The sequence below is a fragment of the Bifidobacterium sp. ESL0827 genome (genome assembly GCF_052606685.1).
Genome location: NZ_CP199597.1, coordinates 1,425,681 through 1,449,368, shown reverse-complemented (window position 1 = coordinate 1,449,368; position 23,688 = coordinate 1,425,681). Strand labels below are relative to the sequence as shown.

The window sequence follows — 23,688 nt, the reverse complement described above, 5'->3', positions numbered from 1 at the left end:
GTGCCCATGATACCCGCCCCCTATGGACCAGGCAAGCCTGGTGTGCCGTCCGCTGGTCAGTGGTCCTCCTGATCCAGCTCCTGGTCGCGCCGGTGGAAGAGCTCCATCTGTTCGCGGATCCAGACACGTTCCGCAGGGTTGATATCGGCGGATTCCAGGTACTTCTGGTAGACGGGGTAGAAGGCTCTGAGTATGGGGTAGATGGCATAAAGGGTGTGCTCGGGCTTCTGCTCCCTGGTGTGTTGCGGATGGGCATCGAAGGTGTTCTTGAAACGCTGCATATAGTGGCGAAAGGACGTGAAGGATGTGTCCATGCGGCGGGCGCTGATGCCCACGTTCATGTCCTTGCAGTATACCGTCTTGAACCCCTGGTCAATCAGATGCAAGGAAATATCGACATCCTCATGCATGATGTCCTCTTTATCCCTGCAGACCTGATTGCGTATGGCCCGCCAGGCCGTGGCGCGCAGGGCCATGTTGGAGCCATAGAGCAGGTATTGCCCGTCGTCGGCCCGATAGATGGCCCGACGGATGGTGTTGTCGCCCTTGAGTCCGATCTTCTTCCCCGGCATGTCGTAGTAAGCCACAGGACCGGTGGCGCCCATGGCTTTTGGATCACGGGTGAAGATGCCGGAGACCACCTCGACCCAGTTGGGTCGCAGCATGCAGTCGGCGTCGATCCGGCCCAGCACGTCGCCTGTGGCCCGGTCAAGTCCGTAATTGCGGGTGGGGATCAGCCCTTGTTCGCTGTCCTGGTGGAGGAGCTTGACATGCTGGTCAGGATGCTGGTCGATGAATTGCTGGACGATGGAGGCCGTTGCGTCCGTAGAGTGGTTGTCGACTACCAGCACCTCCTTGGGTGCCTGGCTCTGCCTGGTGGCGTTCAGTAGGCAGTCTTCAATGCGTTCTTCCTCATTCCAGGCGGGTATGACTATGGAAACGGTCAACATACCCCTCAGGATACGTGTGCCTGGATACACCGTCGGCTCAACCTGCGTCCCATAGCCCGCCATGTCAGCCATCTTGGGATAATGGAACATATGGCCAACGAGCAAAAGCAGCGCTTCGATTTCGCGACGGTCTTCCCGCCCAAGGGGGATCCGCGCCGACCTCCGGAATGGTTCGGCCGCGCCCTCCTCTACGTGGTCATAGCTGTCTTCCTGGCCTGGTTCGCCTACTCCTCCTGGTGGAAGATCGAATTCCTGGTGCTGGACGTGGTGATCGCCATCTTCGTCTCTTTGGCTATGGAGCCCCTGGTGCTCAGGCTGGTCAAGCATGGCTGGCGGCGGGGAGCGGCCTCGGCGGTCACTCTGATAGGCCTGATTATTATTGTGATCGTCCTCCTGGGCATGTTCGGCAATCTGCTGGTCCAGCAGGTCATCGGCATGGCCAACGGGCTGCCGGCCCTCTATGAGCAGGTGGCGGAATTCATCGCCAGCCGCACCCCTTGGCACCTGCCGGCCATGCAGGATCTGGGCGGGGAGATCGTCAAGAATATCCAGACATCCTGGGTGACGGACTTCGCGGGGCAGGCCTTGACCACCACCGTGGGGCTGGCAGGGTCCTTCATCAATATCATGACCGTCCTGCTGGTCATCTACTACATCTCTGCAGCCGGCCCCAAGCTGCGCCGCAGCCTCTGTCAGTGGCTGGCCCCCAGGAGCCAGCGTCGCTTTCTCTTCGTCTGGACCATCGCTCAGGACCAGATCTCCAGTTTCCTGTTCAGCAGGACCATCCTGGCGCTCATCTCTGCGGCCTGCATGTCGGTCTTTCTGGTCATCCTCAAGGTGCCCTACTGGCTGCCGTTGGCCCTCTTCTGCGGGCTGGTATCCCAGTTCGTGCCTACCATCGGTACCTACATAGGCGGGGCCGTTCCCATAGTGGTGGCCTGGGGGAGCCGGGGACTGCTGGTGGCTGTGATTGTGCTGGTCTACATCATCATTTACCAACAGATCGAAAACATGATCCTGGCCCCCAAGATCTCCCAGCGGACCATGGACCTTAACCCGGCTATCGCCTTCCTGTCTGTATTGGCATTGGGTGCGGTCTTCGGCGCCTTGGGCGCCTTCCTGGCCCTGCCTCTGGCGGCCAGCTTCCAGGCCATCTTCTCGGCATCGGTCAAGCATTACGAGCTGATTGACTCCCCGCTCATGCAGGATCCCAAGCCGGTCGGCAAGTCCAAGGTGGTCGAAGGTGTCGAGGCATTCAACGAGCACGTGGTCCAGCCGGTGGCCAGCCACGTGGGCAGCCGGTCCGCCAAGGGAACCAGCGCCAGGGTTCGAGTGGACGATCCCGTCATGACCATTGCCAGCCAGCTTTACCCAGCATCCTCGCCGACGGCCAAAGATCTGGATGAGTCGGCTACGGTGCCTATACCCAAATCCGCCTCGGCCCCGGTAAAGCACAGGCCGCTCAAGGGTACCGAGATCGGGGACGAGGCCTCCGAGGGGGAGGACAACCCCCGCAAGGAGTGGCGCTGATGGCCCTGCTCAAGGTATTGGACGTACTGATGATGCTGCTGGGTGGGGTGGGCATCGTCTACCAGGCCATCTGCATCGTCATCTCCTTCGTCTCCAAGCCGGCGGTCTTTCCTGATGCCCCCTTTGACAAGCGGTTCGCCGTGCTTATTTCCGCCCGCAACGAAGAACACGTGGTCGGTCATTTGATCAACTCCATCAAGGAGCAGACCTATCCATTCTCCATGGTCGATATATGGCTGGTGGCCGACAATTGCACAGACAACACCGCAGGACTAGCCAGATCTCTCGGCTGCCATGTGGTCGAGCGGCAGGACCCGGACCGGGTGGGCAAGGGCTACGCTCTGACCTTCCTGCTGGAGCAGATACTCGATCGAGGTCTTGACTCCTGCTATGATGCCTACTTCGTCTTCGACGCGGACAACATCCTGGACCGCCACTATATCGAGGAAATGAACAAGGCTTTCCAGTCTGGCTTCCGGATACTGACCAGCTACCGGAACTCGGTCAACTTTTCGGACAACTGGGTCTCCTCGGGCTCGGCCCTATGGTTCATCCGCGAATCCCGGTTCCTCAACACCTCAAGGATGGTCATCGGCTCCAGCTGCCACGTGGGCGGCACCGGATTCATGTTCTCCAAGGAAGTTATGGAGCGCAATAACGGCTGGAAGTTCCACCTGCTGACCGAGGACTTGGAGTTCACCATGGACTCGGTTCTCCACGGCGAGCGCATCGGCTATTGCGGCACCGCCATACTCTATGACGAGCAGCCGGTCACCTTCAAGCAGAGCTGGAGACAGCGGCTGCGCTGGAGCAAGGGCTTTCTTCAGGTCTTTCGCTACTACGGGCCTGCTCTGATTTCCCGGGCCTTTCGCGAACGCGATTTCTCGGCCGTTGACCTGACCATCCTGATCTGCCCCCTGACAGTCTTAGGTCTGGTCCGCTGCTTCTTCGGCCTGCTCTTCCCGGCTCTGGGTTTCGTGACCTGGACCAGCCAGGTGACCACCCTAATCGATGGCATTGCAGCTGGAATTCTGGGCATCCTGGCCATGATGGGCCTGGCTGCCCTGACCGTGCTGGCCGAGCGGGACAAAATCGGCGCATCCAACAAGGAGCTTTTTGCCTACTGCCTGAGCTTCCCCATCTTCATGCTCAGCTACGTGCCCATTTCCTTCCAGGCCATTTTCGCTAATCCAGGATGGAAACCCATCGAGCACTCGGGGCATTAAGGCCGGTCATTCCTCGAATGCTAGACTTAAGGCCATGTCCGATGAAGCGCAAGCAACCAGCATGACCGCCCAGACGGCAGTGGTTCCTCCGCCAGATCCGCAGGCGGCGGTTTCTATCCGTGCCTTGGTCAAGTGCTACCAGGGCCGGCCTGCTGTCAACGCCCTCTCTGTGGACATTCCCAGGGGATCCTTCTACGGGATAGTCGGCCCCAATGGTGCAGGGAAGACCACCACGCTGAATATGATGACCGGACTTCTGGTGCCCGACTCCGGCAATGTCATGATTCTGGGCAGGGACGTGTGGTCGGATGTGGATACGGCCAAGCGGGTCATCGGCGTCATGCCCCAGGCTGATCAGATCTTCGACAGGCTGACGGGTCTGCAACTGCTGGTCTACTCGGGCATGCTTCGACGGATGCCGCGTAATGAGGCCCTGGGCCGGGCCAAGGACCTGCTGGAGGCCTTCGACCTGACTGATGCCGGCGGCAAGCGGGTCTGTGATTATTCATCGGGCATGACCAAGAAGATCTGCCTGGCTACGGCCATGATTCATTCCCCCAGGCTTCTGGTGCTGGACGAGCCCTTCGAATCGGTCGACCCGGTCTCCAGCGCCAATCTCAAGGACATTCTGGCCGAGTATGTCGATACCGGAGGGACGGTGGTCATTTCCTCCCATGTTATGGCCCTGGTGGAGCGGATGTGCACCCATGTAGCCATCATCGACCATGGTCTGGTTCGGGCTGATGGCACGGTGGCCCAGGTCGCTGCCGGCGAGGATCTGGAGGATCGCTTCCTGGAGCTTGTCGGCGGCCGTCATCAGGCTAAGCGAATCGCCTGGCTGAACGGCTCCGGGTTCGAGGAAGACCAGGAGACGCAATGAGCACGGCATCCACGATCATCGCCATGCGTTGGTCCATGACCTGGGGCACAATCAAGCACTCCTCCTGGCAGGTGGTCGGGGCCATCATCAGCCTGCTCATGGCCATAGCCATCTGCCTGGCCTCGTGGCAGGCTGCGCTGACGCTGGGGGACTGGCTGCCCAGTGCCGGTCCGGGCGACCGGCAGCGTATGGGATCCATATTGGTCCTGTTCCTGGCCGGACTGACTCTGGGAGTGATCCTGATTCAACTGGCCTTTCTGGGCCAGGGGTCGAACCTGAGCCCTTCGCGATTCGTCCTGTACGGGATTCCTGACAGCCAGCTGCAGGTAGGCCTCTACCTGGCCGGATTGACCGGGCCTGCGGGATTGACCGGCCTTGTCTGTTTCCTGGCCCTGACAGCCATCTATGTCCGCATGGGTGTCGGAGCCGCAATCGTGGCTTTGATTGCAGCCCTGCTGGCTGTCATGGTGATGCTGGCCTTGTCCCGGGCTGTTTTGGAGCTGGTCGGTACCCTGGTGGTCTCCCGGCGCACCCGATCCGGGATCTACCTGCTGGTCACCATGGTGATCATGCTTTTGTGCATGCTGCCCTCTCTGCTGGACAGCGGGATTACGGATGGCATGGCAGTCGACACTGACTCCCTCAAGTCCGCGGCCGACATACTGGCCTGGACGCCGCTGGGCGCCGCCGTCCGTCTGCCGGAGGATTTCCTTTCGGGATCATGGTGGGCTCTGGTCGGACGTCTTTGTATGGAGCTGGTCACCCTGGCTCTCTGTTCCATGATCGGCATGCTGTGTCTGCGCCATAGCCGTTTGCATGCCGGGGCGAGGACTGAACGGTCGACTGCCCCCAAAGGGCTTGGGATACTGGGTCGGTCCCGGGACGTTGTGGACGCCATGGCTGCGCGATTGCTGATCTATCTTCGTCAGGACCCCCGCAGACTTGTCAGCTATCCGCTTCTGCTGGTTGTGGTGATTCTGTACGCGGTAATCTTCCGCCAGATGCCCATGATGTTATGGCTGGGACCGGTTTTGGGTGTCCTGATGCTCGAGATTCCCGAGGGCAACGCCCTGGCCTACGATGGGCTCGCCCTGCGCATGGAGATAGCGGCGGGGGTGAAGGGTCGTGAGGACCGGCTGTCCCGTGTCCGCAGCCATCTGAGCGTGGCTATGCCCTGCATACTCCTGCTTGGGCTGGTGACTTTGGTACTCTCCGGGGCGATGAAGGGCGGTCGAGATCTGGTCATCTCCCTGGATATGTTGGCCGCGACCATAGGATTGCTCCTGTCCGGGCTGGGAGCTGCCCAGGTCTTCTCGGCCCTGCTGATTTACCCGGTACCCTCCATGGATCAGCCCTTCACCTCACCACAGGGACGTGCCGTTGCCCAAGGCTTCCTGCCCATGCTGCAGTTGCTGGCCAGCCTGGTGATCATGCTGCCCACCTTCCTGGTGGCATTGCTGGCCATGACCACGGGCGGGATTCTTCCGTTCTGGCTGCCTATGCCGGTCGCACTGGCCAACGGCCTGATTGTGCTTGCCATAGGCGTCGCTTTGGGGTCCCGGATCTTCGATCGTCGACAGTCGGCCATTCTGCTGACACTGGATCGCTATGCCTCTCTGCAGTCCTGAGACGGTGACAGGACCAGTACTAGGCTGGTTGGATGATGCCGACCGAGCCGAACTCGGTTGGCGAAGGCAAGTCCGGGAGTGAGCAATTGGGTGACAGACATCAGCTGCGCATGACACGCCGTCGTCAAACCAAGCGACGCTGGCGGGTGGCCCTGGCAGCGCTTGTGGCTATCATGTTGGTCCTCGGCTATGCATGTATGGACTTGGCCGACCTGGCTCCCGGACCGCTGACCTTGGCCAAGACCGGTCATTCTTCGGTTCCCCCTGCGGTCATGATGGGCGAGCCGCCCACCCTGGTTGCAGACAAGCCCGGGTCCGCAGTGGATGCCGGCCAGGTCCAGCAGCTGGTCAACGCCTTCGCCGGCACGCCGGGCCTGGGCAATGCATACTCGCTGGTCGTGCGGCAGGCTGATGGACGGGTGCTGGCTCAGAAGAACGCCGACCAGGCGCGCCAGCCGGCCTCCACCATGAAGACCTTGACAGCAGCCGCAGCCGCCTCCGTTCTGGACATGTCCTCCCAGCTGGATACCGAGGCTGTTCTGAATTCCTCTGCCTCCTCACAGGCGACGCTGACCCTGCGCGGTCACGGCGATATGCTGCTGGGGGTAGGTAAGGACGATCCCCTGCACGTCAATGGCCGGGCCGGCCTGGGGACTCTGGCCGGGAAGACGGCTCAGGCTCTACACCAGCAGGGAATCAGCCGAGTGACCCTGGCCTACCAGGACACGCTTTTCGGCAACGATCGGGCGCCGAAGGGAATCGAAGCAAACAATGCTGATGGGATCTACTTCCAGGAGCCTGTCGCTATGGCCGTGGATGAGGCCAGGCAGGGACGGACTGAGCCTGTCGCCTATCCGGACGCAGGCGGGGTCTACCTGCCTAGGGTTCAAAATCCGGCAGGAGCCGCTGCGGCAGTCTTTGCCAGCCGCCTGACGGAGTCCGGGATCCAGGTGGACAATGCCCAGGCACCAAACCAGAGCGACCATGCCCAGGGCAAGGTTCTGGCCAGTATCAGCTCGGCACGGCTCAGCGAGATCATGTCGCTGATGCTACGCAACTCCGACAACAGTCTGGCCGAGCTTTTCGGCCGTCTGACCGCTTTGGCCCTGGACATGCCCAACAGCCCGGCCGGGGCTGTGAAAGCCGTGACCAGTACGCTGAACAAGCTGGGCGTAGACACCACAGGCCTCAACATGGCCGACTGCTCGGGGCTGACCCCTGGCTCAAGCCTAAAGGTGGGCACCTTGGCGGACGTCCAGCAGCTGGCCCTGTCCGAGAAGGGGCTGACCCCCCTGGTCAAGGGTCTGTCTGTGGTGGGGCTGACCGGCACGGCAGCCAGGCGGAAAATAGACAATCAGGCCGACGGGCTGATCCGGGTCAAGACCGGTACCTTGGACCATGTGACTTCATTGGCAGGCAATGTGATTCGACGCTCAGGCGGTGTTCTTGTCTTTGCCGTAGTCGTCAACGATCCCGAGGATGTGGCTGCTGCCCGGCATGCTGTGGACACCCTGGTCGGATCCCTGGATCGGCTCTGAGCAGGAAGCGGCCTGGATCATGGTCTATTCAGCGGAGATGAAAAAGGCGGTGGGGCTCCTGCGTTCAGCCCTGGACCAGGAGGGCCTGGGCCTGCAGGATAGGCGGTTCACCCATCACGGGGTTCACCGGCCCGATTCGGATGCCCCATTGATCCTGGTGGCCTGCTCTGGAGGCCGTGATTCGCTGGCTCTGGCCTGCGTGGCCCACCTGGTGGCCGATATGACCGGGCTGCGGTGTGGGGCACTGCTGATCGATCATGGTCTGGTGCCTGATTCGGATCGTATCGCCGAACGTGCGGCTGTAACCTGCCGGGAGCTGGGAATGGATCCTGTCCGCGTCACCAGAGTGAAGGTACCCGTCACTTCGGCCGGCCCTGAGGCCGATGCCCGTGCGGCCCGCTACCAGGCCCTCTCCGAGCAGGCCCTCGGGTTGGGTGCCAGGGCCGTTCTCCTGGCGCACACCCGTGACGATCAGGCCGAGACGGTGCTGATCGGCCTGATCCGCTCCCAGGGGCTGGAGGCCATCACCGGCATGGCCCGGCGTGTGGAACGTGGAGGAATGTGCTATCTGCGTCCATTCCTGGACCTGGACCGGAAGGATACCACGGCCATCTGCCGCCAACAGGGGATCGGTTGGTGGGACGACCCCACCAACGGCGATGATCAGCCGGCTGGTTCCAAGCTTCCCGAGACGCTGCCGCTGCGCTCGCGAATCCGTCATGACCTGCTGCCCGCCTTGAATCGCTTCGCAGGCCGGGACATGGTCCGCCGACTGGCCCTGGGCGCGGATATGGCCCGTCTGGATCAGGATTACCTGGATTCCCAGGTGGATGGGTTGTTCCAGCGACTGGTGGCCTGCCCTGACACGGATCAAAAGGCCGAAGGGGTGCTGGCCTGCTTGGATGCCCACGGATTGGCCGACTGTCACCCGGCTCTGCGCACCCGCCTGCTGGCCCAGGTGCTGACCAAGCTGGGTATTCGGTTCACGGCCGTGCAGGTCCGGGCTCTGGACGATTTGGTCTGCCGATGGCACGGCCAGCAAGGGCCCCGTTTTCCCAGCTCCCATACAGCAATCCGTAAGGGTCAAGTCATTCTCATATGCAATGATGGAGACCATGCGCATCGCTGATATTCAATCCCATATCGACCATGAACTGGTGTCCAAGGAACGGATAGAGGAGCTTATCAATCGGACGGCTGAGCAGATCAGCCTGGATTACCGGGGCAAGAATCCGATCATGCTGGCCGTTCTCAAGGGGGCTTTCAACACGCTTGCCGCCCTCTCACAGGCCGTCACCATACCGGTTCAGATCGAGTTCATGAGCATTTCCAGCTATCCGGCCGGCAAAACCAGCGTTTCCAAGGGGGACCTGGACATCAGGATGGATCTGGATTGCGATGTGCGCGGACGGCATATTCTGATTGTTGAGGATATTATCGATTCCGGCTACACCTTGCACTGGCTGGTCGAGCATCTCAAGGAGCGAGGAGCCGCATCGGTGGAGATCTTCACCCTGCTGGACAAGACCTCGCGACACGAGGTCGAGGTGGATGTCAAGTATCCAGGGTTCGCCATACCCGACGAATTCGTTGTGGGCTTCGGGTTGGATTACGACGAGCAGTACCGTAATCTCGACTCGATAGCCGTACTCAGGTCCGAGGAATACATGGACCCGACCCAGGAACAGGATCATCAGGATCAGGGGGAGCAGTCATGAGCTACTCGCAGGGACCGCAGCAGGGTCCGCCCAATGGGGGCAGGGACAACGGGGACAAGGGCAACAACCCCTTCAACTTCAACCTTGGCAACAACGGCTCCGGCCCCAACGGGGGCAACCGCTCATTCTGGCGTTCCCCTTGGCTCTGGGGGATTCTGGCCGTGGTCATCATCCTGGCCATCTTCGGCTTCTTCAGCAGCCAGAACGGCGCTCAGACCATCAATACCCAGGATGGCCTGGAGCTGCTGAACGACCGCAGCAGCATGGTCAAGAAGGCCGAGATTACCGAGAAGATGCAGGTCGTCGAGCTCAAGCTCAATAGCGACTTCGTCAAGGATGTACCCGGCTTCCGCGGCAACCGCACCTCCAAGAACTTCGGCAAGGATGTGCAGTTCTACTACGTGGAGGCCCAGGGGGAGCAGGTTGTCAAGGCCGTCGAAAAGGCCAAGCCCTCCGAGGGGTACAACTCGGTGGTGCCGCAGACCAGCATGATGAGCTACCTGATCTCCTCCATCCTGCCCATGCTGATCATTCTGGGGGTCTTCTGGTTCCTGCTCTCGCGCATGTCTTCGGCGGCCGGCGGCGGCATGTTCGGCATGGGGGGCAAAAAGAACTCCGCCAAGCTCAGCGACGGACAGACCCCCAAGACCAAGTTCTCGGACGTGGCCGGCGAGGAGGCCGCAGTCCAGGAGGTGGAGGAGATCAAGGAGTTCCTCAAGGATCCCTCCAAGTACAAGGCCCTGGGCGCCCGCATACCCCGTGGCGTCCTGCTCTATGGTCCCCCCGGAACGGGCAAGACCCTGCTGGCCCGGGCCATCGCCGGTGAGGCCAGCGTGCCCTTCTACTCCATGGCAGGATCAGACTTCGTCGAGATGTTTGTCGGTCTGGGCGCCTCCCGGGTGCGTGACCTGTTCGACGAGGCCAAGAAGAATGCGCCGGCCATCATCTTCATCGACGAGATCGATGCAGTGGGCGGCAAGCGCGGCTCCGGCATGAGCGGCGGCCACGATGAGCGCGAGCAGACCCTGAACCAGCTGCTGGTCGAGATGGACGGATTCGACAACGACACCAACCTGATCATCATTGCAGCCACCAACCGCCCGGACATCCTGGACCCGGCCCTGCTCAGGCCCGGCCGGTTCGACCGGCAGGTGGCCGTGGAGGCCCCGGACCTGGAGGGCCGCGAGGCCATCCTCAAGGTCCACGCCAAGGGCAAGCCCTTCGTGCCGGATGTGGATCTGCACACTGTGGCCGTGCGTACGCCTGGCTTCACCGGCGCCGACCTGGCCAATGTGCTCAACGAGGCGGCTCTGTTGACCGCTCGCTCGGATGCCCAGCTGATCGACAACCGGGCCATCGACGAGGCCATCGACCGTGTGCTGAGCGGACCTCGGCGGCGGACCAAGGGCATGGCCCTGGCCGAGATGCGCAACACCGCCTACCACGAGGGCGGCCACGCCATGGTTGCTGCGGCCCTGCACCACACCGACCCGGTCACCAAGGTGACCATTCTGCCGCGTGGGCGGGCCCTGGGCTACACCGCGGTCATGCCCACCACAGACCGCTACTCGCAGTCCCGCAACGAACTGCTGGACCAGATGGCCTACGCCATGGGCGGTCGCGTGGCGGAAGAGGTGGTCTTCCACGACCCGACCACCGGCGCCTCCAACGACATCGAGAAGGCCACCAACATCGCACGGCAGATGGTCCTGCAGTATGGATTCTCATCCAAGCTGGGGGCCATCAAGTGGGCTGATGAGAACGACCAGGATGCCGGACTCGATGCCCTGAAGCCCCACAACTATTCGGAGAAGACCGCCGAGGCCATCGATGAGGAAGTCCACAATCTCATCGAGACGGCCCACCAGGAGGCCTGGCGGATCATCACCGAAAACCGTGACGTGCTGGACGAGCTCGTTCGGCAGCTGCTGGTCAAGGAGACCCTGAACAAGGACGAGCTGGCTGCGGTCTTCGCTGGTCTGCGCAAGGCTCCCGAGCGCCAGCTCTGGCTGTCTGCGCCGGATCGGCCGGACTCCGAGCAGCCCCCGGTGGAGATCCCCGAGGAGCTCAGGCGCAGCGTGAACGGGTCGTCCACAGAGGACCAGCGCTGAATTCCGGATTGGCCCGGTGAAGTGAATGGTCCAAGGCGAGGGAGGAGCGTACATCATGGATTCCATCCGTTTGAGTTCCATCAAGGTCGCACCCCTGCACGCCCAGCAGAAGCCTGGGTTGGGCTACCAGGTCGATGCCGTCCTTTACCTGGATTTGAGTGAGGCAGGCAGGCTCAACGACGGCACCCAGACCGTGGACTATGTGCAGATTGTCCGTCGGATCGTCAACCTGATCCGGAACGAGCCGGCTGATGAGATTCTGGAATCCCTGACCGCCAAGGTGGCTGATGCCATCCTGCTCTCCCACCAGATCCGCCGCACACGGGTCACGGTCACCCGTCTGGGTGCTGACCAGGGAACTGGGGTCGATTTTCAGGTGGGCGTCACCCTTGAGCGTGCAGCCGACGATCAGGTGGAAGGCAACCCTGCCAGCATGGAATCCGGGCGGGTTAGCGGCGGCGGGAATGCATCTTTAGGACATCCCTCCTTCCTGCTGTCTGGTCAGGCTGATTCTGGCCATGCGGCACAGGCCCGGCTGCGTCACCCCCTGACCTCCTCCACGCAGAGCGGCCTGTCCTCGGATCCGGATAGTGATAACGAAGCGTCCACTCAGCCGTCTGTTGGAGGAGCCAAGCCACAGGGCCTTCTGATGCGTGATGTGATTGCGCTGGAAGGAGCATCGGGAACCGACCGGTTGACCATGCTCCGTGCTCTTGCAGCCCTGGACGGAATTCCCGGCAGTCAGCTGGTCGGCATCTCGCCCCTATATGCCTACCGGGATGATCAGGGGGATCAGCGTCTATCGGCTGTGGTTATTCTGCAGACGCCGCTGAATCTTGGTGAGCTGCGGTCGGCCCTGGACATGGTGGCCGCTCCTATCAGACAGATGGGCGGGCTGGATGCCGATGTGGTTGAGGTGGAGACCTCGGACGGTTCGGTTCTGTCTTCCCGGGACCGCCCCCCTCTGCTGACCGCCGATGCTCCATCGCGCATTCTGATTCCCTGGGCTTATTTGGAGCCTGAACACTGCCTGCCTGGGGCTGGCGGATCCTGTCTGGCCAGCCTGGCCAACCGTGCTCCTGACCGTGACCGTATCAGCCTGGTCTCGGAGGACTGGATTCTGGACGGTCTGTCATGAGGGCCCGCCGCACCCCGCTCGCGCACTATCTGGTCGCCCTGGTCCTGGGCCTGATGGGAGGCGCCGGCATCTCGGAACTGGGCATGTCCACCAGGACGGACCTGATGGGGGTTCCCTGGCTGGTCAGCGTATTGCTCTTCCTGCTGGGGGTGGCCATCCTGATCATGGCCTTCCAGGTGCATCGCTACGCCAAGGGGGACCGCAAGCAGATGGATTTGCGCTTCGCGGTCAACGTGCTGATCATGAGCAAGGCCCTTGGCATTGCCTGTGCCGCCCTGTTGGGCTGGTACGGCAGTCAGGCCCTGATCAGCATGGGCCATGCAGGCGCGCCCTATTACACACGGGTCATGCAGGAGTGCCTGGTCGCCTCCCTGGTCTGTCTGCTCGATGTGGTGGCCGGGGCCGTGGGGGAGTGGCTCTGCCAGTTGCCCCCGGATGACGGGCCTGAGAACCCCGACCGTCGCAAGAAGTCCTCGCGAAGACCGATGGCCGATGCGGCCAATACCGCCGATAGGGCGCAGATAAAGGCCGATTCAAGCAAAAAGCACAGCTGAACAGCGTTCAAGGCCCTAACTGGGGACGTTTCTGAAGATAGCCGGCCTGCTGTCGACCAAGCTATTGATCCCTTGCTGGGGAAGAATATGCGATGATGTAGTGGACGTTCAGTCCCTGGGCACCCTGATCATGGCCTCCTGAACCATGTAGGCGGCCAGGTCACCCTGGCGGTTGTAGACCTTGGCCATACACAGGCTGCGGCCGTGGTCGGCTACAGGGGACTCCTGGATGAAGCAGTGCCAGTCGCAGGGGTCCAGATCCTGATACCACCACATGGCATGGTCGATGGACGCGAAGGAGATCCCTGGGGTGGTCATGCTCAGTCCGGCACGGCGCAGGGCGGGCTCCATCATGATCTGATCGCATTCCATGGCCAACAGGGCCCGGCGCATCAGCGGGTCCAGTTCGGCTCTCCCCTGGGTACGGCTCCAAACGGCCTGACGACTCCTGCTGTCATCCTTGGAATCCCCATGTTCTGCATCATCTGCATCGTCCAGCAGTACCGTGCCGCCGACATGACGCATATCGAAGGGACTCTGATGGGCGTAGTAGTCAGCGAAGGGGGACTTGTCGGCATAGGGTTCCATCAGCTCCCGGGAGCCAGGCAGATCCTCCGGATCGGGCAGCCCCGTCGGCATGGGGTCGGCATAGCGGACGCCCTCCTGGCCGACCTGCTGATAGGAGAGCAGGGCGTTCAGGATGGTCCGTTCCCCCTGGTGCAGATCAACCCGTCGGGAGGAGAAGGAACGCCCGTCACGGATGGTCTCCACATCCGCCTGAACGTCCTGATCAAGCAGTCCAGTGCGCAGGTAATAGGCGTGCATCGAGTGGGGTAGTCGGCCTTCGGGCACGGTCCGCCCGCCGGCCATGATGGCCTGGCCCAACATCTGGCCCCCGTAGAGGCGGCCGGTGGGGAAGTCCAGCGATTTGCCCAGGAAACGGGAACGGCCATCGGCAGACTGCTGCTCCTGCAGGTTCAGCCCGGCGATGGCCTGGGCCAGTGATTCATCCTCGACGCTCATGCTTCTCCTTGGCCCTCGATCCCTTGTGATCTACTTTGTTCAGCGGGTCAGCTTGCGATGGATGCGGTGGGGCCTGGAGGCCTCCTCGCCCAGACGCTTGACCTTGTTCTCCTGGTAGGCCTGGAAGTTGCCTTCGAACCAGTACCAGGAGGCCGGATTTTCGTCCGTGCCCTCCCAGGCCAGAATGTGGGTGGCGATACGGTCCAGGAACCAGCGGTCGTGGGAGATGACCACAGCGCAGCCGGGGAAGGCCAGAAGGGCATTCTCCAGACTTTCCAGGGTCTCCACGTCCAGATCGTTGGTGGGCTCGTCCAAGAGGAGGAGGTTGCCGCCCTGCTTGAGGGTGAGTGCCAGGTTCAGCCTGTTGCGCTCGCCTCCGGAAAGGACGCCGGCCGGCTTCTGCTGATCCGAGCCCTTGAAGCCGAAGGATGCCACGTAGGCGCGGGTGGGCACCTCGACGCCGCCGACCTCGATGAAGTCCAGCCCTCCGGAGACCACCTCCCAGAGGTTCTTATCGGGGTCGATGCCCTCGCGGTTCTGATCCACGTAGGAGATCTTGACCGTGTCACCGACCTCCAGGGTGCCCGAGGTCAGCGGCTCCAGGCCCACAATGGTTTTGAAGAGCGTGGACTTGCCCACACCATTGGGTCCGATGACACCCACAATGCCGTTTCGAGGCAGGGTGAAGCTCAGGTCGTCGATCAGGACGCGGTCGCCGAAGGCCTTGTGGATGTGCTCGGCCTCCAGCACCTTGGAGCCCAGGCGGGGTCCCGGCGGAATCTGGATCTCGGAAAAGTCCAGCTTCTTGTTGTTCCGAGCCTCGTTCTCCATCTGTTCGTAGCGCTCCAGGCGGGCCTTGTTCTTGGCCTGCCGGGCCTTGGGGGAGGAGCGGACCCATTCCAGTTCGTTGTTGAGACGCTTGGCCAGCTTGGCATCCTTCTGGCCCTGGACCTCAAGACGCTTGGCCTTGGTCTCCAGGTATGTGGAGTAGTTGCCCTGGTAGGGGTAGAGGTGGCCACGGTCCACCTCGCAGATCCATTCGGCCACGTTGTCCAGGAAGTACCGGTCGTGGGTCACGGCCAGGACCGCACCCTTGTAGGTGTGCAGGTACTGCTCCAGCCAGAGGATGGACTCGGCGTCCAGGTGGTTGGTGGGCTCGTCCAGGAGCAGCAGGTCGGGTGCCTCCAGCAGTAGACGGCATAGGGCCACCCGGCGGCGCTCGCCTCCCGAGATGACCGAGACCGGGGTGTCCGGATCGGGGCACTGCAGGGCATCCATGGCCTGGTCAAGCTGGGAGTCAAGGTCCCAGCCATTGGCGGCATCGATCTGCTCCTGAAGCTGGCCCATCTCGGTCATCAGGGCATCGTAATCGGCATTGGGATCGGCCATCTGCTCGCCGATTTGGTTGAAGCGGTCGACCTTGCTCATGATGTCGCCGAAGGCCATGCGGATGTTCTCGCCCACGGTCTTGTCCTCGTCCAGCGGCGGCTCCTGCTGGAGGATGCCTACCGTATAGCCGGGGGTGAGCTGTGCCTCGCCGTTGCTGACCGTGTCCAGGCCGGCCATGATCCGTAGCAGGGTGGACTTGCCCATGCCGTTGGGGCCCACCACGCCGATCTTGGCACCGGGCAGGAAACTCAGGGTCACATCGTCCAGGATGACGCGGTCGCCGAAGGACTTGCGCGCCTTGATCATCTGATAAATGAATTCGGCCAAGAAGCTACCTCACAGAACCATAGAAAGACAGTGCAAACTGCATTCATCGTAGTGGGAACTTCTGACTTATGCGCCGGGCTGATAAGCAAGGTCAGTCAGGCGGATGGCCGCCCATAAACAAGACCTATGACCAGACCCTGGTCCTGCCGCCTTGGTCGGGGTAGCCTTGAGTCGGCGTTCCCGCCCGGCATGCGCAGGTCAAGGAACGCCGGACGGGCCTTTGCCGGCTTGGGCGGGTTCCTTCCTATCGCTGTGCGCATGAGGAACGGACCGTCTGTTCTATGGCGGTCGTAAGGGAGTATCAATGACGGTGAAACAGCAACAGGGTCGGATTTCCGCTTCTCATCGGTTGCGCTGGAGGCCGCTTGACATTGCGGTCGGCGCCGGCCTGGGCGCGGTGTCGGGGTTGATCTACTGGTTGGCCAGCCTGCTCGCCTCGTGGATATTCCCGCTGATGACGGCCTTGCTTCCGGGGATGGCGGCCCTTTTGCATGGGGTCTTCTACTTTCCCTGTACCCTGTCCCTGTTGATACTGCGCAAGCCCGGTGCGGCCGTCTACGTCGGCATCATCAGCGTCCTGGTCGAGATTCTGCCTGGCAACGCCTATAACGTGCCGATGATTATGGTGGAGGCCATCGTCGAGGCCCTCTGCGCGGAACTGGCCTTCGGAATATTCCGCTACCGCCGCTGGACCCTGGGAACGACCGTTCTGGGGGGTATCCTGATAGCCTTGGTCTATAACGCTTTTCTCCTGGCCTTCTACTATCAGGGGGTCTCCCTCCTCAGCCCGAGGGGGATCATCGGCACCATCTGCGAGCTGATCAGTGGAGTGGTCCTGGCTGGACTGGTCAGCTGGTTCCTCTTCCGGGCCATCGGCAGCACCGGTGCCCTGGATCGGCTGGCATCCGGGCAGGATGTCAGGCAGGTCTGAATATCGGCATCCTCGCCCAATCGACTGATTGACTATATCTTTCGTGACAAGGCCCATACCGGGCAGGAAGGGTCCTATCATGACCAAGCTTCGTTCCTACATCGCAGCAGTGGTGCTTCCGCTCGTCCTGGCAGCGGGCGCCTGCGGCACTTCCCAGGCTTCCCAAGAAGACCGGATCGATCCACAGGCCGCCATCAGCGTCAACAATGCCGAGCCTACGGCTCCCCTGATTCCCTCCAGCACCAACGACACCGCAGGCTGGAAGGTGGTGACCCAGCTCTTCGATGGTTTGGTCACCTTCGATGCCAAGGGCGGGATGACCCTGCTTCAGGCCGACTCTATTACTCCCAATGAGGATGCCAGCCGGTACACGATTGTCCTCAAACCGGGGCTCACCTTCAGCGATGGGGAGAAGATCACAGCCAAGACCTATGCGGATTCCTGGTCCTTCGCGGCGAATGCGGCCAATGGACAGCTGGGGGCCTCGGCGTTTTCGACCATCGCCGGGTACGAGCAGGTGCAGGATGAGCATGGCGACCCCAAGGCTCCTCTGTCTGGTCTCCGGGTGGTTGACGACCTGACCCTGGAGGTGACCATGGACAAGCCGGATTCCTCCTTCCCCTACAAGGTGGGAGATGTGGCCTTCCTGCCGCTGCCGGCATCCGCCTACAAGGACATCAAGGCCTTCGGCAAGAAGCCGGTCGGGAACGGGCCATACCGCTTCAAATCATGGGTGCCCAATCAGGGGATCAAGCTGGAGAAGGATCCTGCATACAAGGGACCTCGCAAGGCTCGGAACGGAAGCCTGGAGTTCAGGGACTACCAGAGCCTCGATGCCGCCTATGCCGATATCCAAGCCGGTCACCTGGATGTGCTCGATACGGTTCCGGTCTCCCGCCTGAAAACCTTCCACACCGATTCGGGCCTGCAGCCTTTGATTAAGCCGGGTCCGGCCTTCCGCTCCCTGACCATCCCGCAAGGCCTGCAGCATTTCCAAGGGCAGGAAGGCGCCCTTCGCCGGGCGGCCCTGTCATATGCCCTGGATCGTGCGAAAATAGCAGACAAGGTCTTCGCTGGTTCGGTTACGCCTGCCACTGATTTCCTTGCCCCGACCATCGGGGGGCATGCCTCCGACATCAAAGGCCGGGAGGTGCTGGACCATGATCCGGACCAGGCCCGCAAACTCTGGAAGAAGGCTGACGCCATCGCACCCTGGGAGGGCACGCTTCGCATCGCTTACAGCGCCGACGGGACCGACAAGGACTGGGTTGATGCGGTTCTGCATGAGTACGCCCAGGTCCTGGGCATCAGGACGGCACCTAATATCTTCCCGACGGGCAAGGAATTCAATACGGCGGTTCATAACCGTCAGGTCGACAGTATTTTCAATTCGGGCATCACCTCGGACTATCCCCATCCCGAAGGCTACCTGGTTCAGGGATATGCCTCCAGCCAGGCCGATGGCAAGGGGCTGAACAATGGGGACTACAAGAGCGCGGAATATGATGCCATCCTTTCCCGCGCCGCCTCCAAGACCGACCAGGACGAAGCCATGCAGGATTACCGCCAGGCCGAGGCCGTGCTCTTCAAGGACCTTCCGGTGCTGCCGCTCTGGTATAGGAAAGTCTCCGCAGTGGCCGGCAAGCAGGTTCGCCAGGCTCCTTTCGGATACATGGGTCTGCCTGTCTACAACCAGATCACCAAGTAGGTTCGACAACCCGGATCTGGCTGATGACGAGTCGTTTTGATACCATGACTCTGGCCGGTACGATCGGCGTGGGGCCTTAGCTCAGTCGGTTAGAGCAAACGACTCATAATCGTTCGGTCCAGGGTTCAAGCCCCTGAGGCCCCACCAGACGAAACCCCTACAGGCACAAAGCCTGCGGGGGTTTTCTCATGCCTACGGGGATGGGGTTCGAGCTCAAAATGTATACTAAATGTATACTATGTTGCACGGGAAAACCGGTACGGTCGGGCGGGCATAGAAAAAGCCCCGCCGGAGTTGGGTCCATATTTTGCCTTACTTGAACAGGTCCCAGATGCTGAACGTCGTCTTCCGGTAGATCTTGTTGTAGGCGGCTTTCCTGGGGTTCCGTATCCACCCCATGCACTTCCTCCCGTATCCGGGGATGAGGGCCTCTCTCGCCTGCCGCTTCCACTTGCCCGTGGTTCGCGCCTTGAATGAGCGTCTGGGGCTTGGGGCGCGCATGTCGATCTTCATGGCTACTTTCCCATATGGGACTGCAAGTACTCGGAAAGGCTATCAAAGAAGGTCGTGAGGTTCTTCGCATTCTTGGAACCCTGCCATACGGTGTTGCCACCAATCTTCGCCGCCACAGTGACGTTGACTTTCGCTCCGTCTCCGCTGGGGGAGACGACTGCTGTCATCTTCTCGCCCCATGTGGTCATGCTGATGCCGGTGTTGAAAGTGCAGGTGCAGGACAGATCGTCGGCGTGCTTAAGGGCGAAGCGTCTTGACTTTTCTAGCATCCCTTTCATCCCGTTGTACACAGTGCTGACCGGGAGATTATAATAACGCTCCTGCGCATCCTGATTTCCGCCGAATAGTCCCATTTCATTCGTCCTCTCCTTGCGTCTTCAGTGATTATCAGCAGATTATCAGGAGCGGCCGAATTGCATAGTTCTCTGGATGTTTCCTGAATTGTTCAGGTGTAGCGAACACGAGGTATGACTAGACTGCGAATACGACGATCCGTGCTATATTCGGCAATCGTTTGACGGTAGCCAGCAGAAGGCTTCTCAAAGATTGTTTGAGGGCTAGAAGTCTCAATAATACCAGTTGATGTATCGTTTTGTCATCTCCTGCGGGTCGGGTGCAGTGGGGCATGTCACCGACAAGAGCCGCCTCGCAGACGGCATGACTTAGGAGCCAGATCTCGGTGCACTACCGCAGACCCAACAAAATGCGAATTGCCACTCAGGCAATATGGACCAAATTGACACTTATTGTGTCCCGTCGTATCTTTAAAGCGTTCGCACAGATGCTCGAGTGAAGCCCAGAGAAGGGCTCTACAGGACATAAAAAAGGGAAGCCACTCACGGCCTCATAATCGTTCGGTCCAGGGTTCAAGCCCCTGAGGCCCCACACAAGCAAGCCCCGGAACCCTGAAAGTTCCGGGGCTTTATTAGTGGATTGAATTAAGAGCTCAAGGTTTTTGCCTGAACACTGGTTCACGTCTTCAATGACTGCCAGTGCAATAGCTAGGGTTTTGAGCTCCGAACTTTCTTGATAGTCTTAGTAGAAGGACAGCCCCGGCTATTGTCGGGGCCATCCTCTCGTCGCCTAGCTCTAGCATCCATGATTCACCGATGCAAAATGTACGGCTTCACATGTAAGCCGGGGGAAAAGAGCTAGGCGCGTTTTTTATGTCGGATCATAGGGCATCCTCGGTGTATATCCCCTCTTCGGTGCCCCAAGCGTGCATACGTAGACAGCCATAAGATCTACGCATGTCGCAATAATCCGGAAGCGTTTCCGTAGAACCGCTAAGTATGAGAATTTATCAGGGAAAAGAATAAGGGACGAGCTCGAGTAGGAGCCGTCGGCATATGCCGGGAAACTATACGCATGTACATCTCCTCTGGAGCTGAAAATAGTTCAACCCCTGTAGGTCCATCGTGTATACGTCCCCCGTATATCTGTTCTCAATCATACACCCTGGAGGGGGTGTGTCAAAGCTGAGCAGGGCGAGCCGAAGTGCTCTGATTAGGGCCCGCAGCAGCATTGCGTATCGTATGCAAATAGCGGTAGACGCTGGGGGAGGAGATCCCCAGAGCTCGAGCAACCGTGTCCACTGAGCCCTTGACCAGAAAGACCCCTGACCCATCCAGTCGCGTAATCAGCTGCATTCGCTCCTGCCGGTTCATCCTTGCCGGAGGAATACCAAGCTCTGCGGCGAACTTGGCAATATTATGCGTCACCACTTCGCCTGTGTTGACGGAGAGTATTTCACGGGTCGATTGGTCGGTCCCGGTCTCGGCATCTGATTCTTCTGGGGCGGTCGCATGGTCGTTCAGCTCCGCACTAGGATCGGAAAGTCCCAGAGCATCCAGATAAGCACTGGCCCGCCTGAGCTCTTGGCTGGCCTGTCGGAGGGCGGAATTGTCGAAATTGATGCAGAGAAAGCCGATCACCCGTCCTCTGGAATTCCGCACGAACAGGGTGGAGGAGACCACGGGATGCCCCTGGATGGTGTAGCCAGCGTAATGGGTCAGATAGTCATGCCGGTCGTATTCGTGGTTCTGCCAGATATGCAGGACCAGATCGGTGGCGGGGCTGCCTATGGTGCGTCCGCTCAAATTGCCGTTGGCGATGGCAACCACCGAATGCGAGAAATCCTTGACGTTCTGAAGCACCACTTCCGTCTTGGGCCCGAGGATTTTACCTAGGAAGTCCACTAGCGGGACGAAAAGCTGTAGAGAAGATGAAACGGGCTTTGATGCACTCATTTTGTCACCCCATCCACTGACTAAAGCCAGATAGTAGCATCGCTGCTCTGGTATTGGACGCAGACACTCGGGCGGAGCCCACGGCTGTAGACTGGCGGAAGGTCGCTGCGAGCGCATCTGCACGGGATGAGAGGTTGACTATGACATACGATTTCACCAGCATCATGGATAGGCACGGTAAGGACGCCATTGCGGTTGACGGCCTGGGTGCCGAGCCTGGATTCGCCCCCGACCCTCCCAAGGAGGGCTTCGATATCATCCCCATGTGGGTGGCCGATATGAACTTTCCTACGGTGCCGACCATACCCGAGGCCATCATCGAGCGTGCCAAGCATCCTGCCTTCGGCTATTTCAATCCCACTGATGAGTACTACGACGCCATCATCAACTGGCAGCGCACCCGCAATGGCGTGGAGGGCCTGACGGCCGAGGACATCGGCTATGAGAACGGAGTCCTGGGCGGTGTCGTCTCGACTTTGACCGCCTTTGCTGCTCCGGGCGATGCGGTATTGCTCCACAGCCCTACCTATGTCGGCTTCACGTCCTGCATCGAGAACAACGGCTACCACATTGTGCACAGCCCCTTGAAGAAGGACGAGCAGGGCGTCTGGCGTATGGACTTCGATGACATGGACCGCAAGCTCAAGGAGAACAACATCCATGTGGCGGTCTTCTGCAGCCCGCACAACCCCTGCGGCCGCGTCTGGGAGAAGTGGGAGATCGAAAAGGCCATGGAGGTATATAAGGAGAACGACTGCGTGGTCATCTCCGACGAGATCTGGTCGGATCTGATCCTTTCGGGCCACAAGCACATCCCCACCCAGTCGGTCAGCGAGGATGCCCGCAACAGGACGGCTGCCTTCTATGCACCCAGCAAGACCTTCAACCTGGCCGGGCTGGTCGGCTCCTACCACATCATCTACAACAAGTACCTGCGCGACAGGATTGTGGCCAAGGGATCCAAGGCCCACTACAACGACATGAACGTGCTGTCCATGCATGCCCTGATCGGAGCTTACAAGCCCCAGGGCCAGGAGTGGGTGGATGAACTCCGGCAGGTCCTGACCGGGAATGTGGACTACGCCTACGATTACATCCGCCAGCATTTCGGGGGAGTCGAGCTTTCCAAGCCCCAGGGCACCTACATGCTCTTCCTTGATTGCACGCAATGGTGCAAGGACCACGATCTCAACCTGGATCAGCTGCTCAAGCGTGCCTGGGATGTGGGCGTCGCCGTCCAGGACGGGCGGCAGTTCAAGGCTCCCTGCGCCATCCGTATGAACCTGGCCCTGCCTTTGAGCCGTGTCCAGGAGGCCATGGATCGCCTGGACAAGTACGTCTTCAACGCCTGAATGATCCCTTGATGATCATGGACCCTCGCTGTCGGGCGGAACCGATCGGCGGGGGTCCATCATATGCGGGCGAATCCTTGCTACAGAATCACTGGAATTGCATGCCGCCGTCTACGATCAGGGTCTGTCCGGTTACGTAGTCAGAGTCATGCCCGGCCAGGAAGGCCACGGCATTGGCCACGTCCTCCGGCTCGGAAAGCCGACCCAGGGCGATGCCGTCCGAGAAGGTGGACATGCCCCACTCGTCATCCTTGCCGGCGTTGACCCCGACCTGATGAGCGATGTCCATCATCATGGGCGTCTTGACAATGCCGGGGGCATAGGCGTTGGCGGTGATGTCCTCCTTGGCCAGATCGCGGGCTGCCACCTGGGTCAGGCCGCGGATGGCGAACTTGGTGGAGGAATAGAGCATCAGGTTGGGGTTGCCCACCACGCCTGCCTGGCTGGTGGCGTTGATGATCTTGCCCCCGTGGCCCCTATCGCGGAAGGCCTGAACGGCGGCCTGCATGCCCCAGATGGTTCCTGCCACGTTGACGTGGTAGACCTTGTCGAACAGCTCCGGGGTGATGGACTCGATGGGGGTGGTCGGTCCCAGGCCGGCGTTGTTGACAATCACGTTGAAGTCCCCCAGCTTGGTGGCGGTCTTCTCGACGGCCGAGCGCACCTGGACACGGTCGGTCACATCCAGGGTGACGGCCACGGCCCGTCCGCCTGATTGATTGATGGAGTCGGCCACTGCCTGGGCCTTGTCTGTATTCATGTCCGCCACGGCCACGGCGAACCCGTCCTTGGCCAGACGGCGGGCAATGGCCTCGCCAATTCCCTGAGCCGCCCCTGTAACGAACGCCACTTCCTGCTGCATTGCTGCCCTCCTTTGTCGCCTCGCCGGGCCGGTCGGTCCGACTGTTTGATTCTAGAGGACG

The 23,688-nt window shown here is 60.7% G+C and carries 20 protein-coding genes and 1 tRNA gene; 14 read left to right on the top strand and 7 right to left on the bottom strand.

Features of this window, described 5'->3' with window-relative positions; genetic code table 11:
• Window positions 1-56 precede the first annotated feature (56 nt).
• Window positions 57-950: a glycosyltransferase gene (locus ACUIAI_RS05785; protein ID WP_045935657.1), complete on the bottom strand. Its 894-nt coding sequence runs from the start codon at window positions 948-950 to the stop codon at window positions 57-59.
• Window positions 951-1,040: 90 nt separating this feature from the next.
• On the opposite strand from ACUIAI_RS05785, the gene ACUIAI_RS05780 reads away from it, so the two are divergent.
• Genes ACUIAI_RS05780 through ACUIAI_RS05735 form a run of 10 tightly spaced genes read left to right on the top strand, consistent with a single transcriptional unit; the run spans window position 1,041 to window position 13,273 of the window.
• Window positions 1,041-2,480 (top strand): AI-2E family transporter, encoded by a 1,440-nt coding sequence (locus tag ACUIAI_RS05780; protein ID WP_445341837.1) that lies wholly within the window; start codon window positions 1,041-1,043, stop codon window positions 2,478-2,480.
• Window positions 2,480-3,706 carry a glycosyltransferase family 2 protein gene (locus tag ACUIAI_RS05775; RefSeq protein WP_110413274.1) on the top strand — a complete coding sequence of 409 codons (1,227 nt, stop codon included), beginning with the start codon at window positions 2,480-2,482 and terminating at the stop codon, window positions 3,704-3,706. Before ACUIAI_RS05780 ends, ACUIAI_RS05775 begins: the two co-directional genes overlap by 1 nt.
• A 34-nt stretch (window positions 3,707-3,740) precedes the next feature.
• Window positions 3,741-4,586 (top strand): ABC transporter ATP-binding protein, encoded by an 846-nt coding sequence (locus ACUIAI_RS05770; protein ID WP_445341836.1) that lies wholly within the window; start codon window positions 3,741-3,743, stop codon window positions 4,584-4,586.
• Window positions 4,583-6,214: a hypothetical protein gene (locus tag ACUIAI_RS05765; RefSeq protein WP_445341835.1), complete on the top strand. Its 1,632-nt coding sequence runs from the start codon at window positions 4,583-4,585 to the stop codon at window positions 6,212-6,214. Before ACUIAI_RS05770 ends, ACUIAI_RS05765 begins: the two co-directional genes overlap by 4 nt.
• Before the next feature lie 32 nt (window positions 6,215-6,246).
• Complete coding sequence (gene dacB / locus ACUIAI_RS05760) at window positions 6,247-7,752, top strand: D-alanyl-D-alanine carboxypeptidase/D-alanyl-D-alanine endopeptidase (protein WP_445341834.1); 1,506 nt, start codon at window positions 6,247-6,249, stop codon at window positions 7,750-7,752.
• A complete protein-coding gene (gene tilS, locus ACUIAI_RS05755; protein WP_445341833.1) occupies window positions 7,712-8,881 on the top strand; it encodes a tRNA lysidine(34) synthetase TilS in 1,170 nt (389 codons plus the stop codon). Before dacB ends, tilS begins: the two co-directional genes overlap by 41 nt.
• Window positions 8,868-9,470 carry a hypoxanthine phosphoribosyltransferase gene (gene hpt, locus ACUIAI_RS05750; RefSeq protein ID WP_445341832.1) on the top strand — a complete coding sequence of 201 codons (603 nt, stop codon included), beginning with the start codon at window positions 8,868-8,870 and terminating at the stop codon, window positions 9,468-9,470. The genes tilS and hpt overlap by 14 nt, the downstream gene beginning before the upstream one ends.
• Entirely contained in the window at window positions 9,467-11,581 is a 2,115-nt protein-coding gene (gene ftsH / locus ACUIAI_RS05745) for an ATP-dependent zinc metalloprotease FtsH (protein WP_445341831.1), read from the top strand. Before hpt ends, ftsH begins: the two co-directional genes overlap by 4 nt.
• Before the next feature lie 55 nt (window positions 11,582-11,636).
• Window positions 11,637-12,719, top strand: coding sequence for a dihydroneopterin aldolase (locus ACUIAI_RS05740; protein ID WP_445341830.1), 1,083 nt, complete (start codon window positions 11,637-11,639; stop codon window positions 12,717-12,719).
• Complete coding sequence (locus ACUIAI_RS05735; RefSeq protein WP_445341829.1) at window positions 12,716-13,273, top strand: DUF3180 domain-containing protein; 558 nt, start codon at window positions 12,716-12,718, stop codon at window positions 13,271-13,273. Before ACUIAI_RS05740 ends, ACUIAI_RS05735 begins: the two co-directional genes overlap by 4 nt.
• A gap of 108 nt (window positions 13,274-13,381) precedes the next feature.
• Here the strand turns inward: ACUIAI_RS05735 and ACUIAI_RS05730 are convergent, their stop codons facing one another.
• Window positions 13,382-14,296 carry an acyl-CoA thioesterase gene (locus ACUIAI_RS05730; protein WP_445341828.1) on the bottom strand — a complete coding sequence of 305 codons (915 nt, stop codon included), beginning with the start codon at window positions 14,294-14,296 and terminating at the stop codon, window positions 13,382-13,384.
• A 39-nt stretch (window positions 14,297-14,335) separates the two neighbouring features.
• Window positions 14,336-16,012: an energy-dependent translational throttle protein EttA gene (gene ettA / locus ACUIAI_RS05725; RefSeq protein WP_198177384.1), complete on the bottom strand. Its 1,677-nt coding sequence runs from the start codon at window positions 16,010-16,012 to the stop codon at window positions 14,336-14,338.
• Window positions 16,013-16,316: 304 nt separating this feature from the next.
• Between ettA and ACUIAI_RS05720 the strand changes: the two genes are divergently transcribed.
• The 3 genes from ACUIAI_RS05720 (at window position 16,317) to ACUIAI_RS05710 (ending at window position 18,798) form a co-directional block, all read left to right on the top strand.
• A complete protein-coding gene (locus tag ACUIAI_RS05720) occupies window positions 16,317-16,943 on the top strand; it encodes an ECF transporter S component (protein ID WP_445341827.1) in 627 nt (208 codons plus the stop codon).
• 79 nt (window positions 16,944-17,022) lie between these two features.
• On the top strand, window positions 17,023-18,651 hold the full coding sequence (locus tag ACUIAI_RS05715) for a peptide ABC transporter substrate-binding protein (protein ID WP_445341826.1): 1,629 nt from the start codon (window positions 17,023-17,025) through the stop codon (window positions 18,649-18,651).
• 70 nt (window positions 18,652-18,721) lie between these two features.
• Window positions 18,722-18,798 (top strand) — tRNA-Ile (locus ACUIAI_RS05710).
• A 165-nt stretch (window positions 18,799-18,963) separates the two neighbouring features.
• Here the strand turns inward: ACUIAI_RS05710 and ACUIAI_RS05705 are convergent.
• The 3 genes from ACUIAI_RS05705 to ACUIAI_RS05695 all read right to left on the bottom strand — a co-directional run bounded on the left by ACUIAI_RS05705 (window position 18,964) and on the right by ACUIAI_RS05695 (window position 21,413).
• Entirely contained in the window at window positions 18,964-19,164 is a 201-nt protein-coding gene (locus ACUIAI_RS05705) for a hypothetical protein (protein ID WP_445341825.1), read from the bottom strand.
• Between the two features lie 2 nt (window positions 19,165-19,166).
• On the bottom strand, window positions 19,167-19,517 hold the full coding sequence (locus tag ACUIAI_RS05700; RefSeq protein ID WP_154312708.1) for a hypothetical protein: 351 nt from the start codon (window positions 19,515-19,517) through the stop codon (window positions 19,167-19,169).
• Window positions 19,518-20,636: 1,119 nt separating this feature from the next.
• A complete protein-coding gene (locus ACUIAI_RS05695; protein ID WP_445341824.1) occupies window positions 20,637-21,413 on the bottom strand; it encodes a helix-turn-helix transcriptional regulator in 777 nt (258 codons plus the stop codon).
• A 140-nt stretch (window positions 21,414-21,553) separates the two neighbouring features.
• Between ACUIAI_RS05695 and ACUIAI_RS05690 the strand changes: the two genes are divergently transcribed.
• Complete coding sequence (locus ACUIAI_RS05690) at window positions 21,554-22,765, top strand: MalY/PatB family protein (protein WP_445341823.1); 1,212 nt, start codon at window positions 21,554-21,556, stop codon at window positions 22,763-22,765.
• An 88-nt stretch (window positions 22,766-22,853) separates the two neighbouring features.
• Here the strand turns inward: ACUIAI_RS05690 and ACUIAI_RS05685 are convergent, their stop codons facing one another.
• Window positions 22,854-23,627 (bottom strand): (S)-acetoin forming diacetyl reductase, encoded by a 774-nt coding sequence (locus ACUIAI_RS05685; protein WP_445341822.1) that lies wholly within the window; start codon window positions 23,625-23,627, stop codon window positions 22,854-22,856.
• Between the last annotated feature and the right edge of the window lie 61 nt (window positions 23,628-23,688).